The organism is Priestia sp. P1_B12_1 (assembly GCF_056406695.1).
Window position 1 is genome coordinate 239,920 of record NZ_JBFTZR010000002.1, and the last position, 23,202, is coordinate 263,121.

Below are 23,202 nucleotides of genomic sequence, written 5' to 3' on the forward strand. Positions count from 1 at the left end.
GGAGAATAGATGAGTAATAAAGAAATGGTGGTCAGTCAGTTCGGGGGGAATGCTGGAAAGTACGTCAAAAGTAAAGGTCATGCGAAAGGCAAAGATTTAGCTGTTTTAGCGGAAATTGCTGAAGAAAATAGAGGAGGAAAGCTGCTTGATGTAGCAACAGGAGGAGGACACGTGGCAAATAAGCTAGCACCTGTTTTTCAAGAAGTAACGGCTTTTGACTTAACTCCTCAAATGCTGCAAAGTGCTGAAGGCTTTATTAAAGAAAATGGTCATGAAAATGTATCGTTTGTTCAAGGAGATGCTGAAGATATGCCATTTCAAGATGACGAGTTTGATACGGTAACGTGCAGAATTGCACCTCACCATTTTCCTAATATTAAACAGTTCATCAAAGAGGTATACCGAGTGTTAAAGCCAGGCGGACAGTTCTTGCTTATTGATAATGTAGCACCGGAAGTGAATGCTTATGACGAGTTTTATAATCGAGTTGAAAAGACAAGAGATCCAAGCCATTATCGTGCTTATAAAAAAACAGAGTGGCTTTCTATGCTTGAAATGCAAGGGTTCCGTGCAGAAGTGCTGACAACTTTTCCAAAGCGCTTTTTATTTGATGACTGGTGCGGGATGATGAATGTTCCGGAAGAGACAAAGCATGAGCTTACTCAATATATGCTGAATATACCAAGGGGATTTAAGCAGTTTTTTGACATCAAAACGAATCAACAAAGAATTGAATCGTTTCAAGGGGAAGCAATCTTTGTAGCGTGTTACAAAAATAAATAAAAAGAAGCCAACTCACCGGAGTTGGCTTCTTTTTTTACTTATGCTCGTTGGTTTGAACGATTTCCAAAATATTGCGTAATACGATCTAAAATAATCGCTAATATAACGATTGAAATTCCAGCTTCAAAGCCCGTGCCGACTTCAAGTCGAGAAACTGCACGGTATACTTCCGCACCAAGTCCCGGAGCACCTACAAGAGAGGCAATAACAACCATTGAAAGAGATAGCATGATGCTTTGGTTAATTCCGGCCATGATGGTTTTTGTAGCTAATGGAAGCTGTACTTTAAATAATTTTTGTTTTGTTGTTGAACCGTAGGCATTTGCTGCTTCTACTAAGTCAGCGGGTACTTCGCGAATACCTAGGTTCGTTAAGCGAATCGTCGGAGGCATTGCAAAGATAACAGATGAGATAACACCTGGCACTACACCGATTCCAAAAAAGAAAAGTGCTGGAATCAAATAAACAAATGCGGGCATTGTTTGCATAAAGTCTAAGATTGGCGTAATAATTCGAGCCGTCTTTTCGCTTTGAGATGCCCAGATGCCAAGCGGAATTCCTACTATAATCGAAATCAGTACGCTTGTTAAAACGAGGGCTAGTGTGTCCATGGTTTCTTGCCAGTAGCCAAGATTAAGAATAAATAACAGGCCAATCATTGATAAAATAGTAAATGACCATTTTTTACTTGAAAACCAAGCAATGATTCCGACAATTAAGATTAAAATTAATGCTGGTGGAAAAGTTAACACTAGTACAATAAAACTTACAATACCATCGACAATAGCTGAAATAACATCAAAAAAACCTTTGATATTATCATTTAAAAACGTGACAAAATGGTCAATCCAATTGCCAACGGGAATTTTAGGAATACTATTCATTTACGTTCACCTCATTACTATCAGTACCGGCGAGTGCTTCAATCACTCGTTCTTTTTTAATGATGCCGCGCAGACGATGGTTTTCATCTACAACCGGTAGCGGAAAGCGGCTGATAACCATTTTGTCGTACAAGTTTTCTAGTAGCGTATCTGTTGTAACAGTTGGAATATCCGTATCTAATACGTCTGCTGTCAGTTTATCTTGTTTAATGGCACGGCTAATATCATCTGCAGTTACAACTCCTAGAAGAGTTTTTTTCTTGTCTACGACGTAGATGCTTGAATAACCAGCTTCTTGCATGATTTTAAGAGCCACGCGCGGACCTCGGTCTACGGTAATAGATTCGGCACGATTCATCACGCTTTCAGCTGTGTATACTTTAGCTACATTAACGTCTTCCACAAAGCGCTCAACATAATCATTGGCAGGGTTTGTCATAATTTCTTCAGGTGTTCCTACCTGAACAACACTGCCGTCTTTCATTAAAACGATGCGATCTCCGATCCGAAGAGCTTCATCAAGATCATGGGTAATAAAAATGATTGTACGTTCCATTTTTTCTTGAAGCTCCAGTAAGAAATCTTGCATGTCTTTACGAATAAGCGGATCTAGTGCACTGAATGCTTCATCCATTAATAAAATATCAGGGTCATTGGCAAGTGCTCGGGCCAGTCCGACACGCTGCTGCATACCGCCGCTCAGTTCACCAGGGTATTGATTTTCGTACCCTTTCAAACCTACTAATTCAAGCGCTTCTTTTGCTTTCTTTTCACGTTCGGCTTTTGGTGTACCTTGAACTTCTAGTCCGTATTCTGTGTTATCAAGAACCGTACGGTGAGGGAATAGGGCAAAGTTTTGAAAAACCATGCTCATTTTTTTTCGGCGCATGTCGCGGAGTTCATCTTTGTTCATTTTTACTACATCGTCACCGTCCAAAATAAGGGATCCAGATGTTGGTTCAACAAGGCGATTAAACATACGAACTAAAGTGGATTTACCACTTCCAGACAGGCCCATAATAACGAAGATTTCACCGGATTTGATTTCGAAGTTTGCTTGATTAACCCCTATTGTCATTCCTGTTTCTTCTAGAATTTCTTTTTTTGTTTTTCCTTTTTGAAGTAAATCAATCGCTTTTGACGGATTCTTACCAAACACTTTGGTTATATTTTGTACTTTTAATTTTACGTGTTCCATATGTCCACCTCAATTGTTGTTTTCTTTTACGTCCATTAATCTTTTGTCCAACTGTCAACTAGCTTTTTATGCTTTTTTACCCATTCTTGCGCTGCTTCTTCAGGATTCGAAGATTTTTCAACTTGTGATAGAAGAGGACTGATTAATTTATCATTCATCTGTGCATTATTCATCCATTTTATGACTTGAGGATTTGTCTTTTTAAATTCCTTGCTTGTCATTGTGTAAATGTTGTCAGGGTCTCCAAACGAATTTTTAGGATCTTTTAAGTATTTGATATCAAAGTCTGCAAAAGCCCAGTGAGGATTCCACATAGTAACAACAATTGGTTTTTTGGCATCATAGGCTTTGCGCAGTTCACTGAGCATAGCTGCCTCAGACGATTTTACAAGCGTATAGCTTTTAAGGTTATAATCTTTTAACGCCTGTTCGGCCAATCCATTAATACTGGAGCCTGGGTCAATTCCAATTACTTTGTTATCGACATCAGAACCAACCTTAGCAAGGTCTTCCGTTGTGTTCACATCTTTCATATAGGCGGGAACTGCGAATCCTAAGCGCGCGTTTTTAAGCCAAGGGTCTTCGATGTTCACTTGATCTTTATACTTTTTGTAAAAAGGCGCATCTGTTGTAGGCAGCCATGGTGCAAACGAAATATCAATGTCGTCATTGGCCGTTCCTACCCAAACACCGGCTTTCTCTAAGAAAACAGTTCTAACCTTATAACCTCGATCTTCTAAAATCTGTTTCCATACGTATGTGTAGGCGATGTTTTCAGTATAGTTATTCATGCCGATGGTAATGGTTTTTTTATCTTTAAATGCGCCATTACCGTTGCCGCAAGCCGAAGTAATAACTAGAAGAAAACAAATCATGCTGATTAACAATAGTTTCTTCATGTAATGTAACTCCTTTATAAAGTTTTAAATCAATCTGACTGATATGTAGAACGAGTGCTAAACACAACGAAGTGTATACCCGGTTTTTTTAGGTGGTAAACATAGAAAATATAAAATGTGAAATAGAGTGGTTGATTTTTCGGCGTTATAAAGTTATTTTTAGCTAAAAATGTACATCGTAGTTAAGAGAAATTATGGGAAATAAATGGATAAAATAAGTGACTGTAGAATCAGTTTTACATGTTACCACTCTTTTTTTTACTCCGTCAACTTCGAGTGAAGAGTAATTAAGCGATAAAGCTTTATAAATAAACGCAGAAAAGTATCTTTCTATTAAAGATACTTTTTCAGAAAAATAGTTGCTTAAAGAGCGTTGTATCAGCTTTTACTTTGGATGGTGAAAGGAAGAGAAATAACAGTGAGACATATAAAAAGAGCGAGGGTAAAATGATAAAATAAAAAAATATTTTGAAGGCGGCATGCGACCGATTTTTCAATTAAATTTAAAGATTCAGAAAATTTTATCTTGCATAATTTGTGTTACTTATAGTAAAATGAATGAAAGTCATTCATTTTATAGGTGGAGGGAAAGAGTTGGTTACAAGCACAAGTGAAAAATACGATAAAATCTTACAGGCAGCGATTGAAGTTATATCTGAAAAGGGGCTTGATAAAACGTCAATTTCAGACATTGTAAAGCGTGCAGGCGTAGCTCAAGGAACTTTTTATCTTTATTTCAGATCCAAAAATGCCCTTGTTCCTGCGATTGCAGAAAACTTACTTTCTTTGTCGCTTGAAAAAATTAAAGAAAGAGCTAAAACAGCAACGGATTTTTTAAGTACATTAGAGGTAATGATTGACGAAACGTATAAAACAACTGATGAATATAGAGATGTTCTTGTTTTATGCTATTCAGGGCTCGCTTTTGACTATTCATTAGAAACATGGGAAGCTATTTACTTACCTTATTACAACTGGTTTGAAGAGGTATTAAACGAGGCTGTTAGAAAAGAAGAAGTCATTAAGCAGCTTAACGTTAAATGGACAGCTAAAACGATGATCAATTTGATTGAAAATGCTGCGGAACTTTTTTATATCGGGCGAGAGCAAGATGTCACACTTGAACAATCGAAGGAAGAACTTTTTCAATTCTTAAAGCGTTCTCTTGTGCCATCCGTGTAATATTAGCACTGCTGATATTACACCTATCAAAATGACTGACATTCATTCAAAATATACAATTAATTATCAGAATTATAAGTTTTTTAAAGTTTAAAATGACTGACAATCAGTCGTTATTTAATAAGGAGGTATCTTATGGATCGTACAGCCGTTAAAACGTTAACTTTAAATATGTACATAAACGGAGAATGGAAAAAAGCAGAGAAGCAGCGTCCTACTGTTAATCCAGCGACAGGTGAAGTAATTGGATATGCTGCAGAAGGCAGCGCAGAAGATACGAAAGCAGCAATTAAAGCTGCACGGGAAGCCTTTGACAGCGGAATTTGGTCTGAGACTTCTGCATCTGAAAGAGCAGCTATCTTATTTAAAATTGCCGATAAGCTTGAAGAAGCGAAAGAGGAATTAGCAGCGCTAGAAACAATGGATAACGGAAAGCCCTATCGCGAAGCTGAGGCTGATGTGGAAGATGCAGCTGCTTGTTTTAGATATTACGCTGGATTAATTACAAAGCCAGACGGTCAAACGTACAGTGTTCCTGCACCTATGCAAGCAATGGCTATAAAAGAACCAATTGGAGTGTGCGGATTGATTGTACCTTGGAATTATCCGCTGTTGATGAGCGTGTGGAAAATTGCACCTGCTTTAGCTGCAGGAAATACGATTGTATTTAAACCTTCTGAAGTGACACCGGTTACTCCTACAAAACTTTTTGAGATCTTAGAAAGCGTAGGATTGCCAAAAGGAGTAGCAAACCTTGTTATGGGAGCCGGAGATACTGTAGGAAATACGCTTATTCAAGATAAGCGTGTTGATAAGATTTCCTTTACAGGCGGAACGGTAACTGGAAAACACATTATGCGTCAAGCAGCAGAGAATGTAACAAAAGTCTCTTTAGAACTTGGAGGAAAGTCACCGAACATTATATTTGCTGACGCTGATTTTGAAACAGCTGTAGATTATGCCTTATTCGGAATTTTTGCAGGTAGCGGCCAAATTTGCGCTGCAGGTTCTCGTATTTTAGTAGAAGAAAGCATCGCTGAGAGATTTATCGAACGTTTTGCAGAGCGCGCTCAAAAAATTAAAGTAGGAAATGGAATGGAACAAGAGATTGAAATGGGCCCTCTTGTAAGTGAAGAACATATGGAAAAAGTATTAAAGTACGTCGAAATTGGAAAGCAAGAAGGCGCTCACCTTGTATGCGGAGGCAATCGAATCACTAGCAGTGGATTGGAAAAAGGATTCTTTGTAGAACCTACGGTTTTTAGTAACGTTACGTCAAATATGAAAATTGTGCAAGATGAAATCTTTGGTCCGGTTGTTGTTATTCAAACGTTCAAAGATGAAAAAGAAGCTATTAAGCTTGCAAATGATACGGAATACGGTTTAGCAGGCAGTGTGTTTACAACCGACGGCGCAAAAGCTCTTCGAGTGATTAAAAAGCTGCGTGCGGGCATCACTTGGGTAAACACGTATCATTTTACATTTAACGAAGCGCCTTGGGGCGGATATAAGCAGAGCGGAATTGGCCGAGGACTGGGCACGTTTGGATTGGAAGAATTTCAAGAAGTAAAACAAATTAATATTAATTTACAAGTAGAGCCAATCGGCTGGTTTAAAAATTAAAAAGTAGAGAAGGAGCGATATTAAAATGAATACAGTGACGAAAAATCAAGAGGTAAACAAAGCATATGGTGAAGTAAACGAATATATCAACAAAGTGCTGGGGCTTATTGAAAAAAGCGAAGTGTCAGCTGAAGAAGCACAGTGGATTACGAAAGAAACAGTAGACGGATTTCGTGAGCATGTCAACCCAGGCTTTTTAGAATATCGCAAAACAGTAACGGTGGATACGCAGTTCGCAGCTGTTGAATGGTCAGATGAAGGCTCTTGTTTTACGGATGTAAACGGTAAAAAATACATTGATTGTTTGGGCGGATTTGGAATTTATAACGTGGGGCACCGCCATCCTAAAGTAGTCAAAGCTGTTCAAGATCAGCTCCAGCGTCAAGCGCTCCATAGCCAAGACTTATTAGATCCACTTCGTGCGATGCTTGCGAAAATTTTAGCAGATATTACACCGGGGGATTTGAAGTATTCCTTTTTCACAAACAGCGGAACAGAAAGTGTAGAAGCCGCTTTAAAATTAGCGAAAATGTATAGTGATCGAACAACGTTTATTTCCACAACACGTTCTTTTCATGGAAAAAGTCTAGGTTCTTTATCAGGTACGGCAAAAGGAATGTTCCGTAAACCATTTCTGCCGTTAATTCCAGGTTTCCGTCACGTACCGTTTGGTGATATTGACATGATGCGCAAAACATTTGAAACGTGCGCGCTTGTAGGGGAAGATGTGGCAGCTGTTTTATTAGAACCAATTCAAGGAGAAGGCGGCATTATTCTTCCTCCTGAAAATTATTTAAAAGAAGTGCGTGCACTATGTGATGAGTACGATGCTATCTTAATTTTTGATGAAGTTCAAACAGGTATGGGACGTACCGGTGAAATGTTTGCATCAGAACTATACGATGTTGTACCCGATATTTTATGTCTTGCTAAAGCGTTTGGAGGAGGGGTTATGCCTGCTGGGGCAGTCGTAGCAAAAGAAAAAGTGTTCTCAAGCTTCTTTGATAATCCTTTTATGCACACAACAACGTTTGGAGGCAACCCGCTTGCCTGCGCAGCCGCTATTGCAACCATTAACGTGTTGATTGAAGAACAGCTGCCAAACCGTGCGAAAGAGCTCGGAGAATATTTCCTTGCTGGTTTAAAGAAAGCAGCTGAAAAACATGGAGATAAAGTACTTGAAATCAGAGGGCAAGGTTTAATGATTGGAATTGAGTTTCACCAAGATGAAATTGGCTACGCGCTTTCTAAAGGTATGTTTGATGAAGGGATTCTAGTAGCCGGCACGCTTGTAAACTCTAAAACAATTCGTATTGAGCCACCGTTGACTATTTCAGCGGAAGAAGTAGATCAAGTCATTTCTACATTTGAAAAAGTATTAAATGAGCTGAACCACCAATAAATGTAACAAGGAGCAATGAATATGAGTCGGCAAACGTTTCTTATTCCCGTATTGCTTTCAATGATTTTAGTAGTGGAAATGCCTAGCCACTAACTGAAATCATTGAAACGGAGGAATAAATTATGAAATATCCATTGTCCCCAGATGTCAAACCAGAATTTTGTACAACGGGCTCATTTATGAGGCTGCCAGCGGAAAGAGAAAATGCAAAAGTAGGGCTAGTAGGGATGCCGTTTGATACGGCAGCATCTTTCAGAGTAGGTGCGCGCTTTGCCCCTCAGGCAATTCGGCAATCTTCCATGACGCTGTTTCCTTATCACCCGGTACACGACGTATATCCATTCGATGATACAAATGCTATCGATATTGGTGATGTGCCCGTTATTCCACATAATATTCACAGAAGCTATGAATTAATGGAAGAAGCGGTAGGCACTCTTATGGATAGAGGAATTGTTCCAATTGGAATTGGAGGAGATCATTCGATTACCTTAGCAAGCCTTCGTGCTGCTGCTAAAAGATATGGTCCAGTGGCTATGATTCATTTTGATTCTCATACAGACACGTGGGATACGTATTACGAGGAAAAATATTGGCACGGATCTCCTTTTATACGCGCATATGAAGAAGGGATAGTAGATCCAAAGAAGGTCTTTCAAATTGGTATCAGAGGAACATTAAACCACCCGGGAGATGTTCAAGAAAGCAAAGACCTCGGTTATCATGTAGTAACGGCAGGGGAGCTTGAACATCAAGGATTTTCAGTGGTTTTAGAGCAAATGAAGACAGCGATTGGAGATACGCCGTGCTTTTTAACGTTTGATATTGATTTTGTTGATCCTTCTTGCGCACCAGGAACAGGAACGCTTGAAGTAGGCGGATTCAGCAGCAGAGAAACGCTGCAAATGATTCGTTCTCTGACGGAATTTAACTATGTTGGATTTGACCTGGTGGAAGTGCTGCCTTCTTATGATCCAACTCAGATAACCTCGTTGCTTGCAGCTACAATCATTCATGATTTTGCTAGTTTAGTTGCAGTGAAAACGAAAAGAAAGTGATTGAATACTACGATTGAATAACGGCTTGTAAGCAGAAATCCCTCTTATTCAGAGGGTATTTCTGCGTTGATATAGCAGGAGATTAGGAACATATAGCTATTTAAAATAAAGCGCTTTCATAATATGATAAAAGAAAAAGATAGTTTGTTAGCAACCCTTACCAACTTAAAGAAATAAATCATATATTTGCTATAGTAAATGTAACCACTCTTTATATAAAAATGAATGAAAGTCATTCATTTTTATATAAAGAAATTAAATACAGGCATTTATGGATTTAATTGTCAGAATGTTCTTAATAAATAGAAGGGGGAAGATAAATGAAACATGAAACAGTAACATTAAAAAGGTCGTTGAAATTATGGCAGATTGTATTAATGGGGATCGGATATATGACTCCGATGGTAGTGTTTGATACGTTTGGGATTGCGTCTGATATGACGAATGGACACGTTCCCACGTCTTATATCATAGCCCTTGTCGGGATGCTTCTCACGGCAGTAAGCTACAAAAAGATGATTCAAGTGTTTCCAAATGCAGGGTCAGCTTATACATATACGCAAAAGACAATCAATCCACATTTAGGGTTCTTAGTTGGCTGGTCTGCACTAATGGATTATCTCTTTTTACCGATGGTTAACGCACTTATTTTTCAAATTTATTTATCATCTATTTTTCCTTCGGTACCATCGTGGATTTGGGTTGTCAGCTTCGTCATTATCGTTACGCTGCTAAATCTACGAAGCGTTAATTTCACCGCCAATTTCAATACGTTTCTTGTTGTATTTCAAATGACGATTTTAGTATTGTTTGTTGCTGTTTCAATCAAAGCCTTGCTAGGAGGAATGGGAGAAGGGACTCTTTTTTCTATGAAGCCTTTCTTTAATCAGAACATGACGTCATCAGGACTAATAGCAGGAGCTACACTTATGTGTTTTTCCTATTTAGGATTTGATGCAGTGGCTATGTTATCAGAAGAAACCCCTAACCCTAAAAAAACGATTCCGCGAGCTATTTTTTTAGTGGCGTTAATTGGAGGAGTCATGTTTACCGTGACATCTTATTTTATTCAAGCGGTTTTCCCGACGTTAGAAGGATTCAAGCATCCAGACGCTGCGGCTCCTGAAATTGCTATGTATGTGAGCGGTACGCTGTTTCAAATTGTCTTTTTAGCTGGAGGAATTGCAGGAACATTATCATCAGGCATGTCATCGCATGCAAGCGTTTCGCGTTTATTATACGTAATGGGACGCGATCGAATTTTACCTCAGTCATTTTTTGGTTATGTTCATCCTAAGCTGCGCACCCCTTCGCGAAATATTGTATTAGTCGGAGTTGTATCAGCAAGTGCCATTTTCTTCAGCCTGGCAACAGCTACATCATTTATTAATTTTGGAGCACTCATTGCGTTTTCTTTTGTTAATATTTCGGTTATTGCGCACTATGCTGTTCATCAAAAGCAGCACCGGTCGGCTAAGGGATTTTGGTCATACATTGTTATGCCACTATTAGGAGCAGCAGCGATTGGCGTTTTATGGCTTAACTTGGAGCGCAACTCCTTTTTACTTGGTATTGGCTGGGCGATTGCTGGTTTAGTTTATTTAGTGTATGCAACGAAAGGTTTTAGAAGGCAGCTGTCTTCCATTGAGTTTAAGGAAACAGAAGAAATGTCACCTTTGATGAAAGTCGGAGAAAAGTAAGGATAGAAACTACCTGTTTAAGCCTATCTTATTAAGGAAGCCACATTTATGGATTACGTATTTTGAACGTGTTACTATGTAAGGACGATAAGATAGAAAAAGGTAGGTAAATTATGATTAAAGCAGTTGTGTTTGATTTTGATGGATTAATTATTGATACAGAATCAGTGTGGTATAAGGTATACCGCGAAATGTTAGAAGACAGGGGAGTAGATCTACCGATTGCAACGTTTGCTTCTTATGTGGGAACGGATGCTACGGCACTTTACGATTATTTGCTTCAGCAGTTTAACAATGAGTTCACAAAAGAGGAACTAGCTCAAGAATCGTTAAGACGTCATCAAGAAAAAATGAAATCATTAGTAGCCCGAGAAGGTGTAGCGGAGTACTTGGCAGAAGCAAAAGAACTTGGATTAAAAATTGGTTTAGCAAGCAGCTCATATCGAGACTGGGTAACAGCATTTTTAAAAGAGCTAGATTTGCTGCACTATTTTGAAGTCATTCAAACGCGCGATGATGTAGAAAAAGTGAAGCCAGATCCGGCTCTTTACCGAAATGCAATTGAAAAGCTAGGAGTAGAGCCCTCTGAAGCTTTAGCATTTGAAGATTCTTCTAATGGAGCGAAAGCTGCTATGGCAGCAGGCTTGCGCTGTGTGATTGTACCAAATCCGTTAACTAAACATCTGTCATTCGAAAGATATCACTTACACATCGAATCGATGAAAGAGAAAAGTTTAAAAGAAGTGATTCAGTATCTTTGTATTGAAGACTAACGCTAAAAGCGCCACATTTTTTAAAAGAAAATGTGGCGCTTTTTTTATTGTTTTACTGCTTCCTCAGTCAAATAAAAAGGGTTATCTACAGGGGTATAGACGCTGTTGTAGTGTTTTTTTAGCTGTTGCAATAATAAGTCAATAACCTTTAAAGAAATCCTAATTCAGCATTAGTAATAGCTTCATTTATGTTTCATTATAAAGAAAGAAGTTTCGTTGACACCCTGGAAGAATATGTTTTAAGATTACTTCCAAACAGATTTAATTCTTAGTTATTTTATGTATTTAATTAGTTTTGGAGGTTTCTATGGGGAAACATATTTATTTAAATGCGTTTGATATGAATTGTGTTGTACATCAGACACCTGGTTTGTGGACGTACCCAAGTGATCAGGCGGCCGAATATAAAACGTTAGATTACTGGGTGAAGTTAGCTAAGCTATTGGAAAAAGGAAAGTTTGACGGTTTGTTTTTAGCCGATGTGTTAGGTATTTATGACGTTTATAGGAAAAGTAATGAAGGAGCTCTTAAACAAGCTGCTCAGCTTCCAGTGAATGAACCAACTGCACTTATTTCCGCTATGGCATATGCAACAAAGCATTTAGGGTTTGGGGTAACGGTCTCTACTACTTATGAGAAGCCTTATGCGTTTGCGCGAAAATTTTCGACGTTGGATCATTTAACAAATGGACGTATTGCATGGAATATTGTGACTTCATATCTTGAGAGCGGGTCAATTAATCTAGGATTAGAAGAACATTTTACGCATGAAACCCGCTATGATATTGCCGACGAATTTTTAGAAGTTTGCTATAAATTATGGGAAGGAAGTTGGGAGGAAAGAGCTGTTGTAAGAGATAAAGAAAAAGGGATCTTTACACTTCCAGACCGGGTTCATCCGATTAATCATAAAGGGAAGTGGTTTAGTGTTCCGGGTGTACATTTATCAGAACCTTCCCCGCAGCGAACTCCAGTTTTATTTCAAGCAGGAGCTTCTGCCCCAGGAAGAGCATTTGCCGCCAAACATGCTGAGTGTATCTTTACAAGTTTTCCTACCAAAAAAGTAGCCGCAGATTATGTGAAAAAAATGCGCGCTCAAATCGCCGCAGAAGGCAGAGACCCACAGAGCGTATTAATTTTTAATTTATTTACACCAATTGTTGGACGAACTGAAAAAGAGGCTGAGAAGAAGCTTGCTCAGTTTGAGAGCTATGTCAATTTTGAAGGAGCAGCTACGCTGTTTAGCGGCTGGACGGGAATCGATGTTTCTGCCTATGAACCAGAACAGCTCATTGAATTTATTGCGACGAATTCAGTTCGTTCAGCTTTAGAGAAATTTACAATAAGTGATCCCGATAGAAAGTGGACGGTAGAAGAGGTAGTGAAATTTGTCAGTATTGGAGGAATGGGACCTGTTACTGTGGGAAGTCCGGAACAAGTAGCTGATTTTATGGAAGAGTGGATAGACGATACAGGCATGGATGGATTTAATATAGCTTATGTGACCACGCCGGGAACGTTTGCTGATTTTATTGATTTAGTGATTCCTGTTTTGCAGGAAAGAGATTTATTCAAAACAGATTACAGTGAAGGAACTTATAGAGAAAAGCTATTTAAAAAATCACATTTCTTGCCTGATGAACACTATGGCGCTCAGTATCGAAAGACGAGCCAAAGGGAGAGTTTAACATGACTGCAACAACTGTAAAGGGAGAAATTTATCTTGATCAAGCAAAAAAGCTGTCCGTTTCTTTTGCGAAGGATGCAGCACAAAGAGATAAAGAAGGCGGAACACCTAAACAGCAAAAAGATGCTATTCGCCAAAGCGGGCTGTTAAATTTATTAATTCCTCAAAAATATGGCGGAGAAGGCGGGAAATGGTCAACGGCTTTAGCTATTGTTCGAGAGTTGGCGAAAGGCGATGCAGCATTGGGTCACTTATATGGCTATCACTCCTTGTTTGTCTCAGATATTCGAATCAAAGGCACAGAAGAACAGCAGGCCTATTTTTATCCTTTATCTGTTCAGCAGCAAGCTTTTTGGGGGAATGCCTCTAATCCTTTAGTAGAAAGCCTAAAAGGTGACAAGCAATCACAAGGTTATCTATTAAATGGAACGAAAGCGTTCGGTTCTGGTTCACCGGATTCTCAGTACTTATGGTTATCATTTAATGACAGAGAAACGGGGCAATATTTAAACGGAGTCGTGCCTACTGACAGAACAGGCATTACCGTCAAAGATGATTGGAATGCGATGGGACAAAGACAGACGGGAAGTGGAAATGTAGATTTTAAAAATGTACGAATAGAAGAACATGAAGTGATTCAAGATTTTGTTGAAAACCCTACTTCTTTTTCAACTATTGGAGCCTCGCTGTCGCAAATTATTTTAACGAATGTCTTTATAGGAAGCGCCTTTGGAGCAATTGAAGAAGCACAAAACTATACGGCTTCTAAAACAAGGCCTTGGTTAACATCAGGAGTAGAAAAAGCTTCGGATGATCCAGGTATACTGCGGAAATACGGTGAACTCTGGATTCAAGCGAAAGCAGCCAGTGCACTTGCAGATGAAGCAGCTCTCATATTGGATGAAGCGTGGGAAAAAGGCAGAAAATTAACGGAAGAAGAACGTGGAAACCTAGCAGTTCACGTAGCGGCTGCCAATGTTTTTGCTGGTAATGCTGCACTGGATATCACAAGTAAGATATTTGAAGTTATGGGAGCGCGTTCGGTTCATGCTGAATACGGATACGATCGATTCTGGCGTAATGTAAGAACTCATACTCTTCATAATCCAGCTGAATACAAGCTTCGAACGGTTGGGAACTGGGTGTTAAATCAGCAGTACCCTACACCTAATCCGTATGCTTGATTTAAAAATAGTAAAAAATGAAGCTATCAGACAACTGAGGCTCCTTATTGCAGTTTATTTGTAATAACGGAGTTTTTTTATGTAGCTTTAAAAAGGGGCGAATACAAGTGGAGTTATTTTGGTTTATTCCAACGTATGGAGATGGACGTTATTTAGGAAGCCATGAAGGAGCCAGGGCTGCAAGCTATTCTTATTGCAAACAAGTTGCACAAGCTGCGGATGAGCTAGGATATAGCGGGGTTTTGCTTCCAACGGGAAAATCATGTGAAGACGCGTGGATTGCTGCATCTACTTTAGTGCCAGTCACTGACAATCTGAAGTTTTTAGTAGCGGTACGCCCGGGTTTAATGTCGCCTACACAAGCCGCAAGAATGGCTGCAACATTTGACCGCTTTTCGAAAGGAAGGCTCCTTATTAATGTCGTAGCAGGAGGAGATCCCGTTGAGTTAGAAGGAGACGGAGTGTTTTTAAACCATCACGATCGCTATGAGCTGACAGATGAATTTTTAACGATATGGAGAAGGGTATTAAATGAATCCGATGTTCACTTTGACGGAGACTACTTGAGTGTTAAAGGTGGCAACGTACTTTATCCGCCAGTCCAAAAACCGTATCCTCCCCTTTATTTTGGAGGTTCTTCTCCTGTAGCGATGGACGTTGCCTCAAGGCATATAGACGTCTATTTGACTTGGGGAGAGCCTCCTGCACAAGTAAAAGAAAAAATTGAAGGCATGAAAGAAAAAGCAAAGCAGACAGGAAGAGAAATTCGATTTGGCATCAGGCTTCATGTCATTGTTCGTGAAACTGAAGAAGAAGCCTGGAAAGCTGCAGATGAACTGATTCAACATGTAGATGGAGAAGCTGTTAAATCAGCCCAAAAAGTATTTTCTCGAATGGATTCAGAAGGTCAAAAACGTATGAGCGCCTTGCATCAAGGTGACCGTTCAAACTTAGAAGTAAGCCCTAATCTATGGGCCGGTGTAGGGTTAGTTCGAGGAGGAGCAGGGACAGCTTTAGTAGGAGATGCTGATACGGTGGCACAACGAATCAAAGAATATGCAGAGTTAGGTATCGAAACATTTATTTTATCTGGATATCCCCATTTAGAAGAAGCATATCGAACAGCAGAGCTTTTGTTTCCAAGGCTTCCAGTTAAGCGTAAGCACGATGAGAACGAGCGCACATTTATCAGTCCATTTGGTGAAGTGAAAGTGAATGATAAAGCACCCGCTAAAAGGTGAGAAAGGAGGGTAATCATGAACAACACCCAAACGATTGCAGCGTCTCAAGAGAAGATCCTCAAATTGGCTAACCAGTTGGCTAAAGAGTTTTCCAAAACTGCTGCAAAAAGAGATAGAGAAGGTGGAACGCCTCTACATGAGCGTAATCTGCTTAGAAAAAGCGGTCTTTTAGCTCTCCCGATTCCTAAGGAATACGGGGGTTATGGAGCCAGCTGGCCGATTGTTTTTAAAGTCGTGAATATCATTGCGAAAGCAGATAGTTCACTTGCCCACTTGTTGGGGTATCATTATTTGACGGTTTGTTCGACGTTTCTATTTGGAAGTATTGAGCAGTACAAAACTTTTTACAAAGAAACAGCAGCTCACCAGCTATTTTGGGGCAATGCCTTTAACCCTAGAGATTCAGGACTAAAAGCAGTCCGAGAAAATGGGCGATTAATGCTTAGCGGAAGCAAGAGTTTTTGTTCCGGGGCAACCGATTCAGACCGTTTGTTAGTATCGGCTCAAGAAGAAGGAAGCGGTGAGGTATTGCTATGTGTACTTCCTACTCATAGAGCCGGAATCGTTACTGAAGATAATTGGGATGGATTTGGCCAGCGCCAAACGGATAGCGGAAGTGTAAAGTTTGAAGATGTTATCGTTTATGAAGAAGAAATGTTGCGTAAAGCAGCTGAAGAGCAAAAGGTTTTTCCTACGGTACGAACGCATTTGGCTCAGCTTATGCTCACTCACTTGTTGTACGGTATTGCTCAAGGCGCTTTGGAAGAATCAAAAGTTTACGTGAAGGCTCATACAAAGCCGTGGATAAGTTCAGACGTTGAAGCAGCAGAGCAAGATCCGTACATTATTCAGCAATACGGTGAAATGAGTTTAAACCTTCATGCTTGTTCAGCACTTATAGAAAAAGCTGTTGCAGAATTTGATCATGCATGGAAAAAAGAAGATGCGCTAACGAAACAGCAGCGGGGCGAGTCTGGAGTTGCGATTGCGTTGGCCAAAACATTTACTGTCAAAACGGCCTTACATATTACCTCTACTATATTTGATGGGATGGGAGCGAGAGCCACGTCTGATCAGTATAAATTTGATCGATACTGGCGCAACGCCCGGACAATTAGCTTACACGATCCTATTGCTTATAAGCTGCGTGACATAGGGAAATGGTGTCTTAGCAGTGAACTGCCGCCTATTACACCATATTCATAGAAAGTCTGCTAAAAAGAGGCTGGGAGAAAAATAATTTAGTTGAAGGAAGATCCGGACGATGAATCGTTCGGTTTTTTTATGGTGATGGTGAACGTAGGTTTCATATACTGAGTTTCTTCTAGCCGTGTCTTAAGCAGTTCAGCTCATATATCCCATTTGTTCGTCTTTAGATTGGAATGATGTAGCTATATCTCAATCTCTTTTTTGTAGAATAGATATAATTTTTTTAATTAAAAAATAACGAATCAGCTTGTTTAAATAGATAAAACTGATATAATGATAACGATTATCAGTTTCAAGAGTCGATTATCTACATAAAGATACAAGCAGGAGGAATGACATTTGAATAAGAAAAAAATAGGACTGCTGGCTTTTATTACAATGCTGGCAATCGGAATGCTTATCGGCTGCAGCAACACGAATAAGGAAAATTCAGCTGATGAAAAAAGTGAAAAAACAAGAGTGGTCAAGCATGAGCTTGGAGAGACAAAGGTAAAAGAGAATCCAAAGCGAGTAGTCGTATTAGAGTTAGGCTTTATTGATGCATTGTTAGATGCTGGTATCAAACCTGTAGGAGTAGCTGATGATGATAAAGCAGAACAGCTTATTGATAAAGATGTACTAAAAGAAATCAAAGGATACAAATCAGTTGGCACGCGAGCGCAGCCAAGCTTGGAATCGATTAAACTGCTGAAGCCCGATTTGATTATCGCCGATTCAGAACGTCATAAAAATGTATACAAAGAATTATCGAAAATTGCGCCAACGATTGAGTTGAAAAACTTAAATGCTAATTACGATGATTTACTAAATACAGAGTTAAAAGTAGGAGAAGCGGTTGGCAAGAAAGCAAAAGTTGAAAAAGTGGTAGAAGAGCATAAGCAAAAAATGAAGGATTTAAAAGCAAAAGCACCAAAAAATCCGGGCAATGTACTTGTTATCGCTGATGCAAATGGTAATATTAATGCTAGAACTTCAAATTTCTTTACAACGGGTGTTCTTGAGCAATTAGGCTTCAAAAATGCATTAACAGATCCTACAAAAGAGTACAGTGTAAAAATGACAATGGAACAGCTTGTAAAAGCAGATCCGGACAAACTCATTGTTATGCGAAATGAAAAAGGTCATACGCCTTTAGCAAAACAGCTATTATGGAAAGAGCTAAAAGCGGTTAAAAATAATCAAGTGTATGAAGTTGATGTATTTAAATGGTCTCTTCGCCGAAGTGTACAAGGTGCAAATGGTATTGCAGATGAAGCAGAAAAGTTATTATTTGAAGGCAAATAATAACGAAGAAAAGAACAATCCAGCGGGATTGTTTTTTTCTTTTTAATGAACTTTCAAATGAAAGGGGGCGCAGTCTACTATGAAAGCTGTTCACGGCTTATCCAAAAGAAACAAATCTCCGCTTCGTATAATAGCTATTTTTCTTGCGGTTATTATTCTTTTACTGATTTCAATGTTTTTATCTATTTCCATCGGTTCTATACATATTTCTTTTGGAACGATTAAGCAAGCTATACTAAATTTTGACGGATCAAAAGAACAGTCTATTATTCAAACTGTCCGCCTGCCTCGCTTACTGGTAACGGCATTTGTTGGCGCTAATTTGGCTGTCGCTGGAGCGTTGATGCAAGCATTAACTAGAAATCCATTAGCTTCTCCTGGTATTTTTGGTATTAATGCCGGCGCATCAGCGGCAATGGTATTTTTAACGGTTTTAGTGCCTGGTGTAAGCATGATTGGCGGGGTATTTGGTGCATTTTTAGGAGGCGCATTTGCTGCTGTTATTGTTTATGTCATGAGTTCGTTGATTAAAGGAGGCGACAGTGATGTAAAGCTTGCTTTAACAGGTGTTGCTATACAAGGTATGCTTATGTCTCTCACGCAAACGCTGCTGATTTTTAATGAAAGCAAAACAGAAGGCGTTATGTTCTGGCTCACCGGTTCAGTTATTGGGCGAGATTGGGGACATGTTCATGTATTGGTTCCTTTTAGCATCGTGGGCCTGCTTATTGCGTTTGGTCTGGGAAGAGCGTCTTCTTTATTGTCTTTAGGAGATGACGTAGCTAGAGGACTCGGGCAGCGAGTCTTTGCCATTAGAGCGTTCACTGCAGTTGTTGTGATTGTATTAGCAGGTGTTTCGGTGGCAATTGCGGGCCCCATTGGCTTTGTAGGGCTTGTTGTTCCTCATATGGTACGCTATTTAATAGGTGTAGATTACCGGGTCGTTTTGCCAATGAGCGCGCTGCTTGGTGCATCTTTATTGCTGTTAGCAGACGTATTATCACGATTTATTACATACCCGTATGAGACTCCTGTAGGTGCAGTAACAGCATTGCTCGGAACGCCGTACTTTATTTACTTAGCGAGACGCAAAAAAACAGAAAGGAAGGCATGAGTTATATGCAGACTGTCAATAAAACAAAAAAGCAGCCATCTCGATTCAAGTCTGTCGGCCTGTTTATCATTCTTTCTGTCTTAATTATAGCGCTGAGTGTGATAAGCCTTAGCTTAGGAGACATTAACATACCTCCTCTAGACATTATTACGTCTTTTATTGGTATTGGCGATCCTGACTTGACGTCCATTTTAGTAGAATTTCGTCTGCCTCGTATTTTGCTGGCTATTTTAACGGGAGTCGGCCTAGCTGTGTCCGGAGTCGTCGTACAGTCTATTATGAGAAATCCGCTCGCTAGTCCAGATACATTAGGTCTATCAAGCGGGTCAGGATTAGCAGCTGTTGCAGTCACTATTTTACTGCCTTTAGCAAGCCCATCTGTTTTATCCGTCGTTGCGTTTGCAGGAGGCTCGCTTGTCTTTGTCATCGTCTATTTGCTTGCTTATAAAAAAGGAGTAGAACCTATTCGATTTGCATTAATCGGTGTAGCAGTCAGCGCTTTTTGTTCATCCGGTATTCACTTGTTAATTTCAAAAGCAAATCCAAACGTAAATGCGGCACTGATTTGGCTGAGCGGCAGCTTATGGGGAAGAACATGGGATCAATTAATTGGTTTACTTCCCTGGATCGTTATATTAGTACCGATGATTTGGCTGTTAGCTGCCCGGTTAGATTTAATTCATTTAGGTGATGAAGTGGCTCGAGGACTAGGGGCTAGAGTAGAGTTAATTCGTCTAGTATTGCTGGCAAGCGCAGTGGCAATGACGGCTGCGGTTGTATCGGTGGTTGGGACAATTGGCTTTGTAGGGCTTATTATTCCTCACGTGGCCAAACGGTTAGTGGGACCGAGACACAAAAAATTGATTCCTACAGCCGCTTTGCTTGGCGCTTTGTTTGTACTAGCAGCAGATTTAATTGGGAGAGGAATTGCTCCTCCGATTGAAATTCCGGCCGGATTAATCATTGGCATTATCGGCGCTCCGTATTTTCTTTATTTACTGTGGAGAGAATCTAAAAAATGAGGCTGTGACAAAAGTAGTGTAGTTAAAGTTAAACACGAACTATCCATCAAAAATGGATGAATAGTTCGTGTTTTTTTGTAATTATGGTGAACGTAGGTTTCATATATGCAGGTACTTCTAGCTGTTGGTTGTAGAGCAAGGCGAAGACTCCTGCGGGAAAAGCGCAACAGGTGAGACCCCGCAGGAGCGCAAGCGACGAGGAGGCTCAGCAGGCGCCCGCGGAAAGCGAAGCCTTGCACGGAAATCAACAGCGGTGTCACAAGCAGTCCAACTCATTGCTCGTCTTTAGATTGGGTTCATTTCGTTATGCCCCAATCTCATTTTTATTCCAAATGAATTTTTGGGAATGGAATATGCGGAGGCTCTTCTAGCCATCCTTGCTCAATACTTATTCTTGATACTTCTTTGGCGTATTCCAAAATTTCATTCGTGAAGTTTGTATAGTTTAAAGCGAGATCTAAACGCGGGCTCGTTGACATCGCAAGCCCATATCCACGTACATTTTCAGTAATCATCGCAGCCAGGTGAAACATCATGAGTTTTTCTGAAAATGGAGGAACGGAAGACTTTTCTACTCCGTAATCCCACTTCATTGTGACCGGTATGTTTTCTACCATTAGCGGTTGTGACAGGGATTCAATGTGCTGCTGTACCTGCTCTCTACCCTTTAACAAAAAAGCTTGAATTTCCTGAGAAGGAGCTGTTTGAGCAAACCCTAAAATTAAATCCTTTGCAATTAAGTTCGTCTGTATGCTTGACACGATATGAGAAATTTCAATGACCGTTAACGGCCGCTTTTCATCAAAATAGCTCCCTAAGAAGAGCTCTTTGTCGTTCATATCAGATGAATCTGCAATAGGAATAGGAGGAAGCTCTATAAAAATTTGTTTTTCTAACAGCAAATCTGTAATCGTTTGGTTAAGCTTTTCCGCTTTTAGCAGTAAGCTGCGAAAAAAAGACCGTACATCATTCCTTGCGGCAACATCGACGCCCGTAGTTGCTGATAGCAGAAGGACATTTGAAATATGCTTCAAATAAAGCAAATAAAAAGAATCCGAAAATAATTTTGGAGCTTCAGTATCAAGGTCTTCTTCTCCGAAACCGAGCGGGATTGGCATATTTTCTTTTAAAAAGATAGCAGTGAGCGCATCACTGTTTCTTGTTGTGATGTGCAGTGTACCTTGAATCGCTTTTTGAATATCTAAATCGTCTACATGACACAGAAAATGGTTAAGCATACAAGAAATTGCTTTATCGTTCATATATTGCTTCCAAATAACAGCCATCTCGGCAGCTGATAGTGGAGAAAATGATTGATTGTTCATAATAAACTCCTCATATATAGATAATTAACAAGTTTCTAAAAGGTTATCAACTAGTATAAGTCAAAGGAAGTAAGATAAACACTATAGAAAGTAAAAAAAGGTATCAACATTTTACTATAAGAGTAACCGTCATGCATAATTTAAAGGTTCTTTTAGGAAAAGAAGAGTTCAACCGCTTCTTTCTTGCAAAGCAAAAATAAAACCGAAATAATAAATGAAGAAAGTCAGGAAAGAAAGGAGTTTCATTATATGCCAGAAGGTCCAGAAATTAGACGAGCAGCCGATGAAGTGGAAAAAGCGATTATCAGTCTTCCCGTTGGAGAGATATGGTTTGCTTTTCCATCTTTACAGCATTACGAAGAAGTATTAACGGGTGCTCGTATTAAAAGGGTAGATACAAAAGGGAAGGCTATGCTTATTCGTTTCGACAACGGCTATACCATTTATTCACATAATCAGCTTTATGGAAAATGGTATGTACGTTCATCTTACAATTATCCATCTACAAACAGACAGCTGCGTCTTGCTATTCATAATGAAAAGAAATCAGCGCTGCTCTATAGCGCTTCTGATATTGAAGTATTGCGTGATGAAGAAGTTTCTGCTCATTCTTTTGTATCAAGAGTAGGTCCGGATATTTTAAGTGAAAAAGTAATGGCAGATGAGCTTTTAGATCGCTTCTACTCTAAGCCATTTTACCGCAGAAAATGGGCGTCGCTGCTGCTAGACCAAAGCTTTATAGCGGGGATTGGAAATTATTTGCGCAGTGAAATCCTATTTGTAGCGGGAATTAATCCTGCAGCTCGTCCGGTAGACTGCACGGAAGAACAGCTTAAAAAGGCAGCTGAAGCAACCATTTCTCTTGTCAAACAGTCCTATGAAACAGGTGGCATTACAAATGATGTAAAGCTTGCTGAAACGTTAAAAAAGAAAGGCCAGAAGCGCTCTGAATACCGCCACTGGGTTTTTAACCGTGAAGGAGAAGCTTGCCGAATTGACGGCACCCCTATCTTAAAAGTGCAAGTTGCTTCTAGAAGGCTTTATTACTGTCCTACTTGTCAAAAATAGCAGGATATATTTATTCTGCTATTTTTTTGATGTGAAAATGAATGACTGTTCATTTTTGTGATATAGTTAAAAAGTAAAGTCATAATCTTAAGGGGATGGATAAGATGGAATGTAAAGCAGGAGATACATTTACGTGGCAAAGAACGTTTCAAGAGGAAGAAATCATGCAGTTTGCGGAGATGACTGGAGACCGGGGCAAACATCATATAGAACGTGACGAAAAAGGGCGGCTAATGGTGCATGGACTTATGACTGCTAGTATTGGAACGAAAATAGGAGGAGACTTAAACTACATTGCAAGAGAAATGGTGAGTGAATTTCTTCGTCCAGTTTTTGCAGGAGATACAGTTACCTGTGAATGCATATTAACTGAAGTAGAAAAAGCAGATGGTTTTCAAAAAGTGAAAATCAAATCAGTGTATCGAAATCAACAAGGTAAAGAAGTACTGATAGGGACAAGTAATGGAATTATTAGAGATTAAAATAAAAACGTTAACAAATAAGTATGAATGCTGTTAGAAAAGTCACGGATTCGTGACTTTTTTATTGTGCAATTTCCTTCTTTT

21 protein-coding genes are annotated in these 23,202 nt (G+C 39.6%); 17 read left to right on the forward strand and 4 right to left on the reverse strand.

The window, feature by feature from the left end; all coding sequences use genetic code 11:
• Positions 1 to 9 precede the first annotated feature (9 nt).
• Positions 10 to 783: a class I SAM-dependent methyltransferase gene (locus tag AC1D0Y_RS06805; RefSeq protein ID WP_477707393.1), complete on the forward strand. Its 774-nt coding sequence runs from the start codon at positions 10 to 12 to the stop codon at positions 781 to 783.
• A 38-nt stretch (positions 784 to 821) separates the two neighbouring features.
• Here the strand turns inward: AC1D0Y_RS06805 and AC1D0Y_RS06810 are convergent, their stop codons facing one another.
• From AC1D0Y_RS06810 to AC1D0Y_RS06820, 3 genes are read right to left on the reverse strand one after another with little or no spacing between them, the layout of a single operon-like run.
• Positions 822 to 1,667, reverse strand: a complete 846-nt coding sequence (locus AC1D0Y_RS06810) for an ABC transporter permease (RefSeq protein ID WP_013081885.1) — start codon at positions 1,665 to 1,667, stop codon at positions 822 to 824.
• Positions 1,660 to 2,865, reverse strand: coding sequence for a quaternary amine ABC transporter ATP-binding protein (locus AC1D0Y_RS06815; RefSeq protein WP_028407589.1), 1,206 nt, complete (start codon positions 2,863 to 2,865; stop codon positions 1,660 to 1,662). The genes AC1D0Y_RS06810 and AC1D0Y_RS06815 overlap by 8 nt, the downstream gene beginning before the upstream one ends.
• A gap of 35 nt (positions 2,866 to 2,900) precedes the next feature.
• Positions 2,901 to 3,764, reverse strand: a complete 864-nt coding sequence (locus AC1D0Y_RS06820; protein ID WP_477707394.1) for a glycine betaine ABC transporter substrate-binding protein — start codon at positions 3,762 to 3,764, stop codon at positions 2,901 to 2,903.
• 594 nt (positions 3,765 to 4,358) lie between these two features.
• Between AC1D0Y_RS06820 and AC1D0Y_RS06825 the strand changes: the two genes are divergently transcribed.
• The 14 genes from AC1D0Y_RS06825 (at position 4,359) to AC1D0Y_RS06890 (ending at position 20,532) form a co-directional block, all read left to right on the forward strand.
• A complete protein-coding gene (locus AC1D0Y_RS06825; RefSeq protein ID WP_097824250.1) occupies positions 4,359 to 4,946 on the forward strand; it encodes a TetR/AcrR family transcriptional regulator in 588 nt (195 codons plus the stop codon).
• Between the two features lie 135 nt (positions 4,947 to 5,081).
• Positions 5,082 to 6,569 (forward strand): aldehyde dehydrogenase family protein, encoded by a 1,488-nt coding sequence (locus AC1D0Y_RS06830; protein ID WP_060744883.1) that lies wholly within the window; start codon positions 5,082 to 5,084, stop codon positions 6,567 to 6,569.
• Between the two features lie 25 nt (positions 6,570 to 6,594).
• Complete coding sequence (locus AC1D0Y_RS06835) at positions 6,595 to 7,971, forward strand: putrescine aminotransferase (protein ID WP_028407593.1); 1,377 nt, start codon at positions 6,595 to 6,597, stop codon at positions 7,969 to 7,971.
• Positions 7,972 to 8,093: 122 nt separating this feature from the next.
• Positions 8,094 to 9,029: an agmatinase gene (gene speB / locus AC1D0Y_RS06840; protein WP_477707395.1), complete on the forward strand. Its 936-nt coding sequence runs from the start codon at positions 8,094 to 8,096 to the stop codon at positions 9,027 to 9,029.
• Between the two features lie 320 nt (positions 9,030 to 9,349).
• Complete coding sequence (locus tag AC1D0Y_RS06845) at positions 9,350 to 10,729, forward strand: APC family permease (protein ID WP_028407595.1); 1,380 nt, start codon at positions 9,350 to 9,352, stop codon at positions 10,727 to 10,729.
• Positions 10,730 to 10,842: 113 nt separating this feature from the next.
• Positions 10,843 to 11,502 carry an HAD family hydrolase gene (locus AC1D0Y_RS06850; protein WP_477707396.1) on the forward strand — a complete coding sequence of 220 codons (660 nt, stop codon included), beginning with the start codon at positions 10,843 to 10,845 and terminating at the stop codon, positions 11,500 to 11,502.
• Positions 11,503 to 11,809: 307 nt separating this feature from the next.
• On the forward strand, positions 11,810 to 13,195 hold the full coding sequence (locus AC1D0Y_RS06855; RefSeq protein WP_477707397.1) for an LLM class flavin-dependent oxidoreductase: 1,386 nt from the start codon (positions 11,810 to 11,812) through the stop codon (positions 13,193 to 13,195).
• Positions 13,192 to 14,373 carry an acyl-CoA dehydrogenase family protein gene (locus AC1D0Y_RS06860; protein ID WP_217598945.1) on the forward strand — a complete coding sequence of 394 codons (1,182 nt, stop codon included), beginning with the start codon at positions 13,192 to 13,194 and terminating at the stop codon, positions 14,371 to 14,373. Before AC1D0Y_RS06855 ends, AC1D0Y_RS06860 begins: the two co-directional genes overlap by 4 nt.
• Positions 14,374 to 14,480: 107 nt before the next feature.
• The gene (ssuD, locus tag AC1D0Y_RS06865; RefSeq protein ID WP_477707398.1) at positions 14,481 to 15,614 is read left to right on the forward strand and encodes an FMNH2-dependent alkanesulfonate monooxygenase; all 1,134 of its coding nucleotides are present in this window, start codon (positions 14,481 to 14,483) and stop codon (positions 15,612 to 15,614) included.
• 15 nt (positions 15,615 to 15,629) lie between these two features.
• Entirely contained in the window at positions 15,630 to 16,820 is a 1,191-nt protein-coding gene (locus AC1D0Y_RS06870) for an acyl-CoA dehydrogenase family protein (RefSeq protein WP_477707399.1), read from the forward strand.
• Positions 16,821 to 17,162: 342 nt separating this feature from the next.
• Complete coding sequence (locus AC1D0Y_RS06875) at positions 17,163 to 18,107, forward strand: ABC transporter substrate-binding protein (protein WP_477707400.1); 945 nt, start codon at positions 17,163 to 17,165, stop codon at positions 18,105 to 18,107.
• A gap of 79 nt (positions 18,108 to 18,186) precedes the next feature.
• Complete coding sequence (locus AC1D0Y_RS06880) at positions 18,187 to 19,221, forward strand: FecCD family ABC transporter permease (RefSeq protein WP_028407601.1); 1,035 nt, start codon at positions 18,187 to 18,189, stop codon at positions 19,219 to 19,221.
• 5 nt (positions 19,222 to 19,226) lie between these two features.
• Positions 19,227 to 20,243, forward strand: coding sequence for a FecCD family ABC transporter permease (locus AC1D0Y_RS06885; protein ID WP_477707401.1), 1,017 nt, complete (start codon positions 19,227 to 19,229; stop codon positions 20,241 to 20,243).
• Between the two features lie 124 nt (positions 20,244 to 20,367).
• Complete coding sequence (locus tag AC1D0Y_RS06890; RefSeq protein WP_165918632.1) at positions 20,368 to 20,532, forward strand: hypothetical protein; 165 nt, start codon at positions 20,368 to 20,370, stop codon at positions 20,530 to 20,532.
• 34 nt (positions 20,533 to 20,566) lie between these two features.
• Here AC1D0Y_RS06890 and AC1D0Y_RS06895 read toward each other — a convergent pair whose 3' ends face one another.
• The gene (locus AC1D0Y_RS06895) at positions 20,567 to 21,568 is read right to left on the reverse strand and encodes a DUF3231 family protein (RefSeq protein ID WP_217598943.1); all 1,002 of its coding nucleotides are present in this window, start codon (positions 21,566 to 21,568) and stop codon (positions 20,567 to 20,569) included.
• Positions 21,569 to 21,817: 249 nt separating this feature from the next.
• On the opposite strand from AC1D0Y_RS06895, the gene nei reads away from it, so the two are divergent.
• Together nei and AC1D0Y_RS06905 are read left to right on the forward strand one after the other, a co-directional pair.
• Positions 21,818 to 22,636, forward strand: coding sequence for an endonuclease VIII (nei, locus tag AC1D0Y_RS06900; protein ID WP_477707402.1), 819 nt, complete (start codon positions 21,818 to 21,820; stop codon positions 22,634 to 22,636).
• Between the two features lie 104 nt (positions 22,637 to 22,740).
• The gene (locus AC1D0Y_RS06905) at positions 22,741 to 23,118 is read left to right on the forward strand and encodes an FAS1-like dehydratase domain-containing protein (protein ID WP_013055587.1); all 378 of its coding nucleotides are present in this window, start codon (positions 22,741 to 22,743) and stop codon (positions 23,116 to 23,118) included.
• The last annotated feature ends 84 nt before the right edge of the window (positions 23,119 to 23,202 follow it).